The sequence below is a fragment of the Roseateles sp. P2_H4 genome (assembly GCF_056403315.1).
Map to the genome: position 1 here is coordinate 41,836 of NZ_JBFUFR010000008.1, position 15,422 is coordinate 57,257.

At 68.1% G+C, this 15,422-nt stretch carries 10 protein-coding genes; 8 read left to right on the forward strand and 2 right to left on the reverse strand.

The window, feature by feature from the left end; genetic code table 11:
• Positions 1-77 precede the first annotated feature (77 nt).
• Complete coding sequence (locus AC1DW3_RS08165) at positions 78-1,907, forward strand: rhamnogalacturonan lyase B N-terminal domain-containing protein (protein WP_477930338.1); 1,830 nt, start codon at positions 78-80, stop codon at positions 1,905-1,907.
• A gap of 163 nt (positions 1,908-2,070) precedes the next feature.
• Positions 2,071-2,736 (forward strand): PEP-CTERM sorting domain-containing protein, encoded by a 666-nt coding sequence (locus AC1DW3_RS08170; protein WP_477930340.1) that lies wholly within the window; start codon positions 2,071-2,073, stop codon positions 2,734-2,736.
• Between the two features lie 57 nt (positions 2,737-2,793).
• Here AC1DW3_RS08170 and AC1DW3_RS08175 read toward each other — a convergent pair whose 3' ends face one another.
• Complete coding sequence (locus AC1DW3_RS08175) at positions 2,794-4,176, reverse strand: FGGY-family carbohydrate kinase (protein WP_477930342.1); 1,383 nt, start codon at positions 4,174-4,176, stop codon at positions 2,794-2,796.
• A complete protein-coding gene (locus AC1DW3_RS08180; protein ID WP_477930343.1) occupies positions 4,173-5,054 on the reverse strand; it encodes a DeoR/GlpR family DNA-binding transcription regulator in 882 nt (293 codons plus the stop codon). The genes AC1DW3_RS08175 and AC1DW3_RS08180 overlap by 4 nt, the downstream gene beginning before the upstream one ends.
• A 452-nt stretch (positions 5,055-5,506) precedes the next feature.
• On the opposite strand from AC1DW3_RS08180, the gene AC1DW3_RS08185 reads away from it, so the two are divergent.
• The 6 genes from AC1DW3_RS08185 to AC1DW3_RS08210 are packed head-to-tail and all read left to right on the forward strand — an operon-like array spanning position 5,507 to position 15,422.
• Complete coding sequence (locus AC1DW3_RS08185; protein ID WP_477930344.1) at positions 5,507-7,615, forward strand: bifunctional rhamnulose-1-phosphate aldolase/short-chain dehydrogenase; 2,109 nt, start codon at positions 5,507-5,509, stop codon at positions 7,613-7,615.
• A gap of 21 nt (positions 7,616-7,636) precedes the next feature.
• Positions 7,637-8,932 carry an L-rhamnose catabolism isomerase gene (rhaI, locus tag AC1DW3_RS08190; RefSeq protein WP_477930346.1) on the forward strand — a complete coding sequence of 432 codons (1,296 nt, stop codon included), beginning with the start codon at positions 7,637-7,639 and terminating at the stop codon, positions 8,930-8,932.
• Between the two features lies 1 nt (position 8,933).
• A complete protein-coding gene (locus tag AC1DW3_RS08195; protein WP_477930348.1) occupies positions 8,934-10,304 on the forward strand; it encodes a glycoside hydrolase family 28 protein in 1,371 nt (456 codons plus the stop codon).
• Positions 10,305-10,314: 10 nt separating this feature from the next.
• Positions 10,315-10,641: an L-rhamnose mutarotase gene (locus AC1DW3_RS08200; protein WP_477930350.1), complete on the forward strand. Its 327-nt coding sequence runs from the start codon at positions 10,315-10,317 to the stop codon at positions 10,639-10,641.
• Between the two features lie 12 nt (positions 10,642-10,653).
• Positions 10,654-12,489: a glycoside hydrolase family 2 protein gene (locus tag AC1DW3_RS08205; protein WP_477930352.1), complete on the forward strand. Its 1,836-nt coding sequence runs from the start codon at positions 10,654-10,656 to the stop codon at positions 12,487-12,489.
• A complete protein-coding gene (locus tag AC1DW3_RS08210; RefSeq protein WP_477930354.1) occupies positions 12,486-15,422 on the forward strand; it encodes a glycoside hydrolase family 2 protein in 2,937 nt (978 codons plus the stop codon). Before AC1DW3_RS08205 ends, AC1DW3_RS08210 begins: the two co-directional genes overlap by 4 nt.

A 15,422-nucleotide genomic window follows, 5' to 3' on the forward strand; every position in this document is an offset into this window, starting at 1 on the left:
ACACGCAACGAGGCCTCCTGCCTAGAGTCCGCTCCCGGTCATAGACCGTGAACAACGACACGAAACCAGGAGACCTCATGCACACGAAGACAAGCGCGCGCCCGCCCTGGGCGCGCTGGCTGGCCACCGCGCTGCTCGCCACCACCGCACCGGCCGCGATGGCGGCCCTCAGCATCACCACCGTCCACGACAGCGGCAATGCCGCCAAGCCGCAATACGTCATCGATACCGACGCCGGCCTGGTGTTCAAGGTGCGCGGCTATGACAACGGCGCCAGCACCACGTCGGCAGGTGACCTCTCCAGCATGGTCTACAAGGGCGTGGAGTACGCCGACCCGGCGCGCGGCACGCAGCTGAACTCGGGCGCCGACTGGCTCTACACCGGCGTCAGCGCCGTGGCCGTGAAGGCCGAGCTCGTCAACGCCAATGGCAGCGTGGTGCCGGCCGCCGCGACCAATGGTGGCGTCGTCACGGGCGATGCCTACATCCGCGTCACGCTGACCGTGAACAGCCTCAAGGGTGGCGTGCTGACGCACTACTACCTGGTGAAGAAGGGTGAGTCCAACATCCACATGGGCACCCACTTCACCGAGGAGCCCGATGTGCACGGCCTGGTGCGTTTCATCGCGCGCATCCCCATCGCCAAGCTGCCCAACGGCGGCCCGGCCAACGCGGCCGGCGGTCTCGTGACCTACGCCGGCCAGAGCTACTGGGCCGAAGACCTGCGCGGCACCAACGGCGCCATCGAGGCCAGCGACGTGTTCGGCTTCGCCAGCAGCGACCCGCGCTACGGCCAGTCGCGCTCCAAGCATTACGCCAACCGTCGCCTGAAGGACTGGCAGTTCCTCGGCGGCACCGGTGCCGGCGTGGGCATCTGGTTCTGGCGCGACAACAACGAAGGCGGCTCCAGCGGCCCGTTCTACCGCAGCCTGCTGCAGCAGATCACCGACACGACCAACGAGCTGACCTATATGGTCAATTACGGCGAGGCGCAGATCGAGCCCTTCCGCCTCAATGTGCTCAACACCTACACGATGATCTTCAACGACGGGACCGCGCCGACGGCAAGACCCGACACCAGCTGGTATGGCCAGCTGGGCATGGTCGGCTATGTGCCGCCGGTGGGCCGGGGCGCGGTCAACGTCGCGGGCCTGACCGGGCGCGTCGCAGGCGTGCCCTACACGGTGGGCTTCGCCAATGCGCAGGCGCAGTACTGGGTGGACGCCGACCCGGTCGACGGCCACTTCACGGCCGAGGGCATGCTGCCGGGCAACTACACGATGACGGTCTACAAGGGCGAACTCGCCGTGCAGACCGTGCCGGTGACAGTCACGGCCAACACCAGCTTTGCGCTGAACCCGGTGGCCATCACGGCCGACCCCGAGGCCACGCCGGCGATCTGGCGCATCGGCCGCTGGGACGGCACGCCTCAGGAGTTCATCAACGGCGACCGCCTGAACTTCATGCACCCGTCCGACGTGCGCATGGCTTCGTGGTTGGCAGGCCCCTTCATCGTCGGCACGTCGACGAATGCCAACTGGCCAGCCTATCAATGGAAGGACGTGAATAACGGCCTGCAGGTGCGCTTCACGCTCAAGCGCGGCCAGAACGCGGCTCCGCTGCGGCTACGCATCGGCATCACGGCCGACTACAACAGCGCCCGCCCGCAGGTCACCGTCAACAGCTGGTCGTCCGCGATTCCCAGCGCGCCGCCCAAGGTCTCGCGCAACGTCACCGTGGGCACCTACCGCGGCTTCAACCGCCTCTACACCTTCGACATCCCGGCCGCCCAGCTCGTCGTCGGCACCAATGTGCTGACCATCAACACCGTCAGCGGCACCGCCGGCGCGGGCTTCCTGAGCCCCGCCCTGTCCTTCGACGCCATCGACCTCGTCGCAGCGAACTAGGTACCCCTCGCCCGGTCTGACCTCGCTGGACGCGGGTCAGCCCAGTCGGTCCCCCGAGGGGACGGCGATGCATGCGGCGTCGAGCCGCATGCACATCGCCAACGCGGGCCGGCTAGGGGCGGCCCGGCGCTCGGCCCGGAATACAACTGACACATCCACCACCATGAAAACCAAACTTCTCTCCCTGATCGCGGCCTTGTTCGCGGCACCCGCCATGGCCGCCGTCGTTCAGACCACCGGCGCCGGCAGCGCCACGCCCGGTGCCGCGCACCTGACCTATACCGCCGACTTCGAGACCAACACCGCGCTGGCCAGCCCCTGGTCGGAGGGGGGCCTGCTGTTCAGCCATACCGGCCTGGGCAACGACAACGGCGGCTGCGGCTATGCCGGCGGCAACTGTGTCGATCTGGGCGCCGGCGAGTCCTACAGCCAGTCCTTCTCCGGCAACTACTTCGCCACTGCGGGCATGAACGCCTACCTGTCCATCCGCAGCGCGGCACGCGACCTCAACGGCATCGAGTTCGCCGTCGATTCGGGCTACGCCAACATCTACCTGATGTGGCAGACCTGGCTGGACGGCGTGCAGACCGGCACCGGCCGCGTGTCTCTCGGCGCAGCGGGTATCGGCGGCGTGCTCGGCCTGAGCGACCTGGTGGGCTTTGACGAGGTGAGGGTCTATGCCTTCGACAGCGCCAGCGACGTGTCCGGCTACAGCGCACCCGCCATCGACAGCGTGCGCGCCTTCACGATTCCCGAACCGGGCTCCCTTGCGCTGGCCTCGCTGGCCGGGCTGGGCGTGGCCGGCATGCGCCGTCGCCGTCGCGGCTGATCGCTGCGCCAAAGTCAAAGGGCCGGTCTCGCGGGAGGCCGGCCCTTTTTCCTTCATTCAGTGCGCGCCGGCCTGCGTTCGCCAGGCGTCGCGATAGGCCCGCCAGCCCGGTGGGTTCAACGCGGCCACGGGCGCTGCGGCCGCCTCGGGGGCGCTGCCCCAGGCGTCCAGCAGCCAGGCGCCGCAGGTGGTGCCGCTGCTGTCGTCCGAGACGGTCACGTCGCGGCCCTCGGCCAGACCCGCCAGCAGCGGGCCGAACCAGGGGTTGGCCGTGAACGCGCCTTCGACGACGACACGGCCCCTGGCGCCGAGAGCGGCCAGGCAATGGTCGGTCATCAGCACGACGTAGAGCGTCGCCAACGCGGCGCGCTCCGCATCCGTTTGCGGCGCAACGCCCTGGACCCGCCCGGCTTGCCCCTCGAACGGCCCGCCGGTCTCCGCAAAGCAGGGCAGCGCCATCGTCTGCCGCGCAATCAGCCGCTCCAGATCCTCGGCCGTGAACGCCGCCGGTCGTTCGCCGGCAATGGCGCCGAACTCGCGCCCGCCCATGAAGCGGATGCAGGGCACGGCGTCACCGAAGACATTGCAGTTGGCCAGCATGTCCTGCGCCTCGACGAGGGGCCGCGTCGCCGAGCCCAGCGCCGCGGCGATGACCCAGGTGCCCGTGGACAGCACCGTGCAGGGGCCGCTCTGCTGCAGCGTCAGCAGGTGGCGCAGCAGCGAGGCATTGCTGTCGTGGATGCCGCAGACGATCTCGCAATCGGCCGGCAGGCCCGTGTCCGCGACGACATCGGGCCGCAGCGTGCCCAGCCGCGCCCACGCTTCGCGTTGCGGCGGGAACAGTGGCTGCCAGCCCTGACGCTCCACCAGCGACGACCAGGTGCGCTGGCGCGGCCGCCACAGATCGGTATGACAACCCAGGGAGGTGACCTCGCTGGCCGCGACACCGCAGAAGCGCCACGCCCAGTACTGCGGATACATCAGCACATGCCTGGCCTGCGCGAACTCCGCGGGGAAGCGCGCCTGCAGCCAGTCCAGCTGGCGGCCCAGATTCAAGCCGGCCGGCAGCTGCGGCGAGCCGCTCTCTTCAAAGGCCGGCCGCAGCAAGTCATAGCGCGCCGCATCGGTCGCATCGCCGGGCACATGCTCGTAATCGGGCACCGGCAGCACCAGGCCCGCGTCGTCGATCAATGCCGCCGTCGCGCCATGCGTCACGGGCACGATGGCGCGGATATGCGCCATAGTCGACAGCTCGCGCAACTGGCCCAGCATCCAGCCCCAGAGCCTCTCGGTGTCGTGACGCGGATAGGGGCCGTCGCGACGCACGGTGTTGGGCGTGCGCGCCTCGGCCAGCGTCTTGCCGGCCGAGTCGATCAGGGTGAGCTTGGCGTTGGTCTTGCCGATGTCGAGGATGACACTTTGACCGGGGGCAGCGCTCAAGAGTTCAACGCCACGTGGCGTCCATAGCCACCCGCTTCCAGCACGGCCGCATAGTCATTCGAGCTCATGGCCGAAGCCTCCACCACCCGGGGGTCCACGGCTTCGGGCTCCACCGTGATGACGCGCACGCCGTAGTGCTCCAGCAGTTGCACGGCGCTGTCGGAGGCGCCGGTGTCGGTGATGACGGTGGACACACGGTTCAGGCCACACAGCACCAGGCCGGCCTTGCGCTGGAACTTGGAGCTGTCCACCAGCACGACGAGTTCCTCGGCCTGGCCGATGAGGCGCTTTTCGGCCTGGATCAGCAGCGGATCGGCTTCCATCAGGCCCAGGATGGACAGGCCGTAGACGCCCATGAACATCTTGGCCGCGTAATGGTGCTGGGCGACGTCGTTCTCGAACGGGCTGAGGATGACGTTCTGCTCGCGATAGACCTTGCCGCCGGGCAGGATGATTTCGTTGTCGCTGGTGACGAGCAGGCGCTCGGCCATCAGGAATGAATTGGTCAGGATCTTCAGCTGTTTCTCGACGAGAAACTCCGCCATCATGAAAGTGGTGGTGCCCCCATTGATGATGATGGTTTCGCCGTTATTGCACATCGAGGTGGCATAACGGGCGATGGCGCGCTTGGCGGCAGTATTCTGCTGGGCGTTGCTTTGAAAAGTCTCGCTGGACAGCGTATAGGACTTTTTCTTCTGCTCCAGCCTTTGGGCACCACCCCGGGTGCGCGTCAGCTGGTTTTTGGCAGCCAACCAGGAAATATCCCGTCGCACGGTGGCGGCGGAAGCCGACAGCCATTCCATCAATTGCTGCACGCTGGCGTGATCGCGTTCGTCCAGCAGTTTGAGCAGACGCTTGTGGCGCTTGTGATTGATCATGTGGATCACCTTTATCGGGCGTCCCGGAGAACCGGCGGCGACCGTTGTCTCGTATTTATGGCACCCAGCCTCTGAAGGGCAGGCGTCGCTTGGCTTGGCGGCCCGGCTGAGGCCAGGTCCTTGATCGCGGCCGGTGAGCGTAGGCGCCGGTCGCCACAGCCCTTTCCACTCACGCTCAGAAGCAATCAAAGCCTGGGTGAAACACTGTTCCAAGTACAGATTACGTCAGGCAGGTGACGAGGTCAATCAGCAAACGCTCACGGCCGTGAGCGTTTCGTGAGCGGAGGCATCGCGGCCGATGCATTCGCTCATCCTTTTGATTTACTGCGCCGCCGCCGCCCATGGCGCGCCGTTTCGGCCCACACTGCGTTCCGCTAACCCCGCGAATGGCGGGCTCCGGACCGCAGGCTGCGCTCACGGGGATGAATGACGGACTGAATACAGGCAAGCTGATGACTGCAATTTCTCAAACCCCTGCACAAACTCCGATCGTCTCGAAATGGGACGACGCCGTGGCGGCCAAGCTGAGCGAACCTGAACTGCTGCTGTATCGCTCCAATCTGCTGGGCTCGGACCTGCGCGTGACGAATTTCGGCGGTGGCAATACCTCGGCCAAGGTGCTGATGCGCGACCATTTGACGGGTGAGGATGTCGAAGTGCTGTGGGTCAAGGGCTCGGGCGGCGACCTTGGCAGCATCAAGCTCGATGGTTTTTCCACCCTCTATATGAGCAAGCTGCAGGCGCTCAAGAAGCGTTATCGCGGCCTGGAACTCGAAGACGAGATGGTGGATTACCTGCCGCACTGCACATTCAATTTGAATCCGCGTGCCGCGAGTATCGATACCCCGCTGCACGCCTATATTCCGAAGGCGCATGTCGACCACATGCACCCCGACGCCATCATCGCCATCGCCGCCTGCGCCGACAGCCGCCGCCTGACCGAAGTGATCTTCGGCGGCCAGCTGGGCTGGCTGCCCTGGCAGCGCCCCGGCTACGACCTCGGCCTGAAGCTCGAGGCTCTGGCGACGTCGCAGCCCCAACTGAAGGGCATCATCCTGGAAGGCCATGGCCTGTTCACCTGGGGTGACACGGCCAAGTCCTGCTACGAGATCACGCTGGACATGATCCGCCTGGCCGAGCAGTGGCTCTCCGAGAACATCAAGCAGCCAGTGTTCGGCGGCGTGAAGACCCCCACCCTGCCCGCCGACCAGCGCGCGGCCCTCGCCGCCAGGCTGATGCCCGCGCTGCGCGGCCGCATCAGCGCCGACGAGCGCAAGCTGGGCGACTTCAACGACAGCGCCGCGGTGCTGGAGTTCGTCGGCAGCCAAGACCTGAACAAGCTGGCCGCTCTGGGCACGTCCTGCCCCGACCATTTCCTGCGCACCAAGATCCGCCCCCTGGTGCTGGACTTCGACCCGGCCAAGCCCGATGTCGACGCCGTGCTGGCTGGCCTGGACGCCGCGCTGGAGGCCTACCGCGCCGACTACCGGGCCTATCACGAGCGCTGCAAGCGGCCCAACAGCCCGGCCGTGCGCGATGCCAATCCCATCATCTACCTGATCCCCGGCGTCGGCATGCTGTCCTTCGCCAAGGACAAGGCCACCGCCCGCATCGCCGGCGAGTTCTACATCAACGCCATCAACGTGATGCGCGGCGCGAACGGCGTCGACAAATACGTCGGCCTGCCCGAGCAGGAGGCCTTCGACATCGAGTACTGGCTGCTCGAGGAAGCCAAGCTGCAACGCATGCCCAAGCCCAAGAGCCTGGCCGGCCGCGTGGCCCTGGTCACCGGCGGCGCCGGCGGCATCRGCCAGGCCGTTGCCCGCCAGCTGCTGCAGGAAGGTGCCTGCGTGATGCTGACCGACATCGATGCCGAGGCGCTGGAAGAAGCCCGCCAGAACCTGCTGAAGGTCGGCGGCAAGGACAACGTCGCCGCCGTGCGGGGCGACATCACGTCAGAGGCCGAGGTCGAAGCCCTGCTGTCGGCCACGGCCCTGCGCTTCGGCGGCCTGGACATCCTCGTCTCCAACGCCGGCATCGCCTCCGCCGCACCGTTGGAAGACACGACGCTGGAGATCTGGAACCGCAACCAGAACATCCTCGTCACCGGCTACTTCCTCGTCAGCCGCGGTGCCTTCCGCCTGATGAAGCAGCAGAAGATCGGCGGCAGCATGGTGTTCGTGGCCAGCAAGAACGGCCTGGTGGCCTCCGCCGGCGCATCGGCCTACTGCACGGCCAAGGCGGCCGAGATCCACCTGGCCCGTTGCGTCGCGCTGGAGGGTGCCGCCATCGGCGTGCGCGTCAACGTCGTCAACCCCGACGCCGTCATCCGCGGCTCGCGCATCTGGGACGGCAAGTGGAAGGAAGAGCGCGCCGCGTCCAACAAGATCGACAGCGACAACATCGAAGAGTTCTATCGCCAGCGCAGCATGCTCAAGCTCAGCGTGCTGCCCGAGGACATCGCCGAAGCGGTCTACTTCATGGCCAGCGACAAGTCCGGCAAGAGCACCGGCAACGTCCTCAACGTGGACGCCGGCAACGCCGCGGCCTTCACGCGCTAACAATCAGCGCAGGAGACAAACATGACGACGCAAATCATTGATGCCGGCCAGGTCGAGCAGCACAACGCCAGCCAGCGCGCCACGCTGCAGGCCGACTATGACGCGCTCGGCGGCATGCTGTCCCGCCGCGGCGTGGACATCGAGGCGCTGACGGCCACGGCCCAGACCTTCGCCGTCGCCCTGCCCAGCTGGGGCGTGGGCACGGGCGGCACGCGCTTCGCGCGCTTCCCCGGCAAGGGCGAGCCGCGCGACGTGACCGAGAAGCTCGAGGACTGCGCCGTCATCCACCAGCTGACGCGTGCCACGCCCCTGGTGTCGCTGCACTTCCCCTGGGACAAGCCGGCCGACCCCAAGGCGCTGCGCCAGCAGGCCGACAGCCTGGGCCTGTCCTTCGACGCGGTGAACTCCAACACCTTCCAGGACCAGGCCGGCCAGGCGCACAGCTACAAATACGGCAGCCTGACCTCGCAAAGCCAGGCCGCCCGCGAGCAGGCCGTGGCCCACAACATCGACTGCATCGAGCTCGGCAAGACGCTGGGCTCCAAGGGCCTGACGGTGTGGGTCGGCGACGGCGCCAACTTCCCCGGCCAGCACAATCTGCGCGGCGCGCTGGAGCGCTATCTGGACAGCGCCAAGGGCATCTACGCCGCCCTGCCCGACGACTGGCTGATGTATATCGAGCACAAGCTGTTCGAGCCGGCCTTCTACTGCACCGTCATCGCCGACTGGGGCACCAGCTTCGCCGCCGCGCAAACCCTGGGCGACAAGGCCAAATGCCTGGTGGACCTGGGCCACCACGCGCCCAACACCAACATCGAGATGATCGTGGCCCGCCTGGCCCAGTTCGGCAAGCTCGGCGGCTTCCACTTCAACGACAGCAAATACGGCGACGACGACCTGGACTCGGGGAGCATCGACCCCTTCCAGCTCTTCCTCGTCTTCAACGAACTGGCCGACGCCACGCTGCGTGATGGCAGCTTCAAGCCCGCCTACATGCTGGACCAGTCGCACAACGTGACCGACCCCATCGAAAGCCTGATGAGCAGCGCCGTCGAAGTGCAGCGCGCCTTCGTGCAGGCCGCCATGGTGGACCGTGCGGCTCTGGCCGGCTTCCAGGAAGCCAACGATGCGCTGCAATCGGCTCAGGCGCTGAAGAAGGCCTTCCGCACCGACGTCAGCCCCATCCTCGCCATGGCCCGCCTGCGTTCGGGCGCTGCCATCGACCCGGTCGCCGCCTACCGTGCCAGTGGCTATCGCGAGAAGGCCGCCGTCAAGCGCCCGCCGAAAGCAGGAGCTTCCGGCAGCGGCATCGTCTGAGGTGGATGCCAAGGACTTCGGCGCACGCGGCGATGGCATCACGCTCGACACGCGGGCGCTGCAGGCCGCCATCGATGCCGCGGCGTTGCGGCGCACCGAGCTGCGCCTGCCGCCCGGCATCTACCTGACGGGTTCGCTGTTCCTGAAAAGCGGCATGACGCTGCGGCTTGACCGCGGCGCCACGCTGCTGGGCTCGCACAACCTGGCTGACTACCCACTGCTGCCGACGCGCGTCTCCGGCATCGAGATGCGCTGGCCTGCCGCCCTCGTCAACATCTACGGTGAGCACGACGTCGGCCTGCTCGGCGAAGGCTGCATCGACGGCGACGGCCAGGTCTTCTGGGACAGCTACTGGGCCTTGCGCGCAACCTACGAGCCTCGTGGCCTGCGCTGGGCCTCCGACTACGACGCCCAGCGTCCACGCCTGATCCAGGTCTTCGAGTCGGCCCGCGTCAACATCGGCGAAGGCCTGCTGCTGCGCCGCTCGGGCTTCTGGACGCTGCACCTCTGCTACTCGGAGGACGTGACCGTCGACGGCGTCACCCTCCGCAACAACGAGGGCGACGCACGCGGCCCCTCCACCGATGGCATCGACATCGACTCCTCGCGCCGCATCACCATCCGCCGCGCCGACATCGCCGGCAATGACGATGCCCTCGTGCTGAAGGCCGGCCGCGATGCCGACGGCCTGCGCGTCGCCCGCCCCTGCGAGGACATCAGCATCAGCGACTGCGTCGTCCGCGACGGCGCCGCGGGCCTGACCTTCGGCAGCGAAACCTCTGGGGGCTTCCGGCGCATCACCGCCCGGCGCATCGAAGTGCATGCGCCGGTGCCGGTGGGCCTGCTGTTCAAGTCCGCGCCCAGCCGGGGCGGCTTCATCGAGGACGTGACGATCAGCGACCTCGCCCTGCACGACGTGCCAACGGCGCTGCGCGTGACGATGAACTGGAACCCCGCCTTCAGCCGCGCGGACATCCCGGCCAGCGAGATCGCCGCGGCGCCCGCTCATTGGTTGAACCTGGCCACGCCGGTGCCGCCAGCGCAGGGCCGCGTGCAGGTGAGCGGGGTTCGCATCGAGCGACTGAAGGCCCGCGGCGCCCAGGTGGCCTTCGAGGTCGACGCCTATGCCGAGGCACCGCTGCGCGACTTCCGCTTCACCGGCCTGGACATCCAGGCCCGTCGTGGCGGCCATCTGCAGGACACCAGCGGCTGGCGCTTCGACGCCGACTGCCGCCTGGACCTGGGCTCGCCCATCGCCGTCGGCGCCGGCTGCGAACCGGCGGGTCTGGCCGACAGGCATTGGCGCCTGGCGCCGACGCTGCAGCGCCGCGACGTGTCGGGCCTGCCCATGGCCGAGCAGGACATCCAATAAAACCGGAGACATGACGATGAGCGACGAGACCCTGGCCTTCAAGATGCAGCTCAAGCCCGGCGTCGTGGCCGAGTACAGGCGCCGCCACGACGAGCTCTGGCCCGATCTCGCCGAAGCCCTGCGCGGCGCCGGCATCCACGACTACTGGATCTTCCTCGACGAAGCCACGCTCTCCCTCTTCGCCGTCCTCAAGCGCAAGTCCGGCCACCCCTTCGACGACCTGCCCCACCAGCCCGTGATGCGCCGCTGGTGGGACTACATGGCCGACCTGATGGAGGTCGAGGCCGACAACAAGCCGCGCCAGTGGCCGTTGACACCCCTCTTCCACTTCAACTGAAGGAGGGCCGCCATGCGCACCTGGATCACCCTCACCCTGGCCTGGGCCCTCGCCCTGCCGACGCTCGCCGCCGACGCGCTGCGCCCGCCGCTGCTGCTCACCGGTGCCCGGGCCAATGCGCAGGACCTGTCCGGCCGCTGGACCTATTCCAAGGATCTGTACCGCACCGGCTTCACCGACATCAATGGTTGGGTCGCCAAGTCGCGCATGCAGCGCCACCGTGACGTGGACGTGGCCACCGAGGAGAGCAAGCCCGGTCCGGCCTTCTTCGAGTTCGACCTCGACCGCGGCCCGGCGATGGACATCCCCGGCGCGTGGAACTCGGCCACGCCCGAACTGCGCTACTTCGACGGGCTGATCTGGTTCCAGCGCCGCTTTGATGCGGCCATCAAGACGGACCAGCGCAGCTTCCTGCGCTTCGAGGCCGTCAACTACCGCGCCTACGTCTATCTGAACGGCAAGGAAGTCGGCCGGCACGAGGGCGGCTTCACGCCCTTCGTCGTCGAGGTGACCGACGCGCTGCGCGCGCAGGGCAACCGCCTCGTCGTCGGCGTGGACTCCAAGCACGACGCCAACAGCGTCCCCGGCGAGATCACCGACTGGGACCTCTACGGCGGCATCACGCGGCCGGTGAAGCTCATCCAGACACCCGCCACCTTCATCGACGACGCGACGCTGCGCCTCAACGACGCCGGCCGGCTGGTGGGCAGCCTGCAGCTCAACGGCCCGCAGGCCGCCAACCGCGCGGTAAACCTGCGCATCGCCGGCCTGAACCTCACGCTRCCGACGCGCACCGACGCGAACGGCGAAGCCCGCTTTGACATGGCAGCGCCAGCGAGCTTGAAGCGCTGGACGCCCGACACGCCGACGCTCTACGACGTGGACTTCGACGCCGGTGACGACAAAGTGCGCGACCACATCGGCTTCCGCACGATTGCCGTGCGCGGCAGCGAGATCCTGCTCAACGGTCAGCCCATCTTCCTGAAGGGCATCTGCATCCACGAGGAAGAGGTCGGCCCCAACCCCGCCCGCCGCATCGACGATGCCGCCGCGCGCCGCCTGCTCGGCGAGGTGAAGAACGGCCTGCACAGCAACTATGTGCGCCTGTCCCACTACCCGCACAACGAAGCCATGCTGCGCGTGGCCGACGAGATCGGCCTGCTGGTGTGGAGCGAGATCCCCGTCTACTGGACCGTGAACTGGGACAACCCGGCCACGCTGGACCTGGCCCGCCGCATGCAGGCCGAGACCATCTATCGCGACCGCAACCGCGCCGCCGTCGTGCTGTGGAGCATCGGCAACGAGACGCCCGTGGCCGACAACCGCACGCGCTTCCACACCGCGCTGGCCCAGACCGTGCGCGCGCTGGACCCGAGCCGCCTCATCAGCGCGGCGCTGCTGGTGGAGCGCAAGGGCGACACCCTCCACATCGCCGACCCGCTGCTGAAGGAACTCGACGTCATCGCCGTCAACACCTATGCGGGCTGGTACGGCGACGACACGCTGGAGGCCGTCGGCAAGCTGCGCTGGGACGTGCCGGCGGACAAGCCGCTGCTGTTCTCCGAGTTCGGCGCCGATGCGCAGGCCGGCTTCCAGGATGCCACGCTGCGCCGCAAGTTCAGCGAGGACTACCAGGCCGACTACTACCGCGCGACGCTCGCCATGGCCGCCAAGGTGCCGACGCTGCGCGGCCTGTCGCCCTGGGTGCTGAAGGACTTCCGCTCGCCGCGCCGCGAGCACCCGGTCTACCAGAACGGCTGGAACCGCAAGGGGCTGATCTCCGAGACGGGGCAGCGCAAGCTGGCCTTCGACGTGCTGGCCGAGCACTACAAGGCGCAGGCGAAATGAAGCGATGGCTGACCGCCCTCGCCTTGGCAGCGGCGGCGCTGTCGACCCACGCCGCGCGCGAGGCCTACAACTTCAACCCGGGCTGGCGCCTGCATGTCGGCGACGCGCCTGGCGCTGAAGCCCCAGCCTTCGACGACGCCGGCTGGAAGCCCGTCACCCTGCCCCGCGCCTGGAACGAGGACGATGCCTTCGCCAGGGACATCGTCGACCACCGCACCGGCATCGCCTGGTACCGCAAGCGCTTCACGCTGCCCAGGGACATCGCCGGCCGCAAGGTCTTCATCGAGTTCGAGGGTGCCCGCCAAGCCGCCGAGGTCTGGGTCAACGGCCAGCGCATCGGCTTGCACGAGAACGGCGTGACGGCCTTCGGCTTCGACCTGAGCCAGGTCGTCAAACCCGGCGACAACTTCATCGCCGTGCGCACCGACAACCGCTGGGACTACCGCGAGCAGGCCACCAACCAGCGCTACCAGTGGGCCGACAAGAACTTCAACGCCAACTACGGTGGCCTGCCCAAGAACCTGCGGCTTCACGTCACCGACAAGCTCTACCAGACGCTGCCGCTGTACAGCAACCTCGGCACCACGGGCGTCTACGTCCACGCGGCGGACTTCGACCCGCAGGCCCACCGCGCCACCATCACCGCTGAAGCCCAGGTGCGCAACGAGCACGACAAGCCGCGCCGCTTCGCCTTCGACGTCGCCCTGCTTGACCGCGACGGCAAGCAGGTTGCCAGCTTCAAGGCTCCAGCCCAGACGCTGCTGCCCGGCGCCACCACCACCGTCCGCGCCAGCGCGCCTGTCGACGGCCTGCAGTTCTGGAGCTGGGGTTATGGCGCCCTCTACGACGTCGAGACGACGCTGAGTGTCGACGGCAAGCCCGTCGACAAGGTCGTCACGCGCACCGGCTTTCGCCAGACCGCGTTCGCCAACGGCATGGTCACGCTGAACGGCCGCATCATCCAGCTCAAGGGCTATGCCCAGCGCACCAGCAACGAGTGGCCGGCCATCGGCCTCTCCGTGCCCGCCTGGCTCAGCGACTACAGCAACGGCCTGATGCTGGCCAGCAACGCCAACTTCGTGCGCTGGATGCACACCGCGCCGTGGAAGCAGGACGTCGAGTCGCTGGACCGCATCGGCCTGATGCAGGCCCTGCCCACCGGCGACTCCGAGGCCGATGTGACGGGCAGGCGCTGGGAGCAGCGCATGGAAGCCATGCGCGACGCCATCGTCTACTTCCGCAACAACCCATCGGTGCTGATGTTCGAGGCGGGCAACCGCAGCGTCAGCGCCGAGCACATGGCCGAGGTGCGCGCGCTGCGCGACCGCTTCGACCCGCACGGCGGCCGCGCCGCCGGCAGCCGCGAGATGCTGTCGCGGGCGCTGCAGGACGTGGCCGAGTACGGTGGCGAGATGCTCTACATCAACAAGAGCGCCCGCCGGCCGATGTGGGCCATGGAGTACTCGCGCGACGAAGGCGCCCGCAAGTTCTGGGACGAGCTCTCGCCGCCCTGGCACCGCGACGGCGACGGCCCCGAGCACAAGGGCCAGAGTGCCGCCAGCTACAACCGCAACCAGGACAGCCACGCGCTGGAAGACGTGCGCCGCTGGGTGGACTACTGGCGTGAGCGCCCCGGCACCGGCACGCGCGTGTCGTCGGGCGGCGTCAACATCATCTTCAGCGACAGCAACACCCACCACCGCGGCGCCGAGAACTACCGCCGCAGCGGCGAAGTGGATGCCATGCGCATCCCCAAGGACGGCTTCTTCGCCCACCAGGTGATGTGGGATGGCTGGGTCGATGTCGAGAAGCCGCGCGCACATCTGCTGGGCCACTGGAACTACCCAGCCGGCACGGTGAAGACCGTCACCGTCATCTCCAGCGCCGCCCGCGTCGTGCTGACGCTGAACGGCAGGCCGGTCGGCGCGGTCGCCGCCGGCGAGCCCTTCATCTTTCGCTTCGACGGCGTCAAGTTCGAACCCGGCGAGCTGCGCGCCGTGGGTCTCGACAAGGAGGGCAACAAGGTCTGCGAGGACGTTCGCGTTACCGCCGGTGCGCCCACCGCGCTGAAGCTGACGGCGCAGACTCACCCTCAGGGCCTGCAGGCCGACGGCGCCGACTTGGCGCTGGTGCAGGTCGAGGTCGTCGACGCCAAGGGCCAGCGCCACCCGCTGGCCCTGGACAGCGCGAAGTTCACCCTCGACGGCCCGGCCGAGTGGCGCGGCGGCATCGCCCAGGGTCCGGGCAACTTTGTGCTGGCGCGCGAGCTGCCGGTGGAAGGCGGTGTCAACCGCGTGCTGCTGCGCAGCACGACCGATGCGGGCCTCATCAGGCTGCGCGCCGAAGCCCAGGGGCTGGCGCCCGCGACGCTGGAGCTGCGCTCGCAGGCCGTGAAGGTCGGCGGCGGCCTGAGCACACGCTTCCCCGCGGATGGCATCGCCGCGCCCTTCACGCGCGGCCCGACGCCCGCGACACCGTCCTTTGTCGTGAGCCGCATCGCCGTGGCCGTGTCTTCGGTGGAAGCCGACAGCGGCACGCCGGGCCACGCCGTCGACGACGATGAATCCACCTCCTGGACCAGTGAGCCCGGTAGGAGCGGCATCCGCTTCCGCCTGGCAGAGGCCACGACGCTGAAGGAGATCACGCTCAAGCTCGGTGGCTGGCGCGAGCGCCAGTACCCGCTGGTCATCCGGGTCGACGGCATCGCCGTCTGGCGCGGCCTGACGGAGCGCAGCCTCGGCTATGTGACGCTGCCGCTGCGGCCGCAGCGCGGCCAGCTCGTCAGCATCGAGCTGACCGGCGATGCCCAGGGCGGCAACGAGGTGGCCACCAACACCGAGGTCGCCAACCAGAAGATCGTCGACACCGGCGCGAGCCGCCTGGGCCGCGGCGTGCTGTCCATCGTCGAGGCCGAGTTCTACAAGACGCCCTGA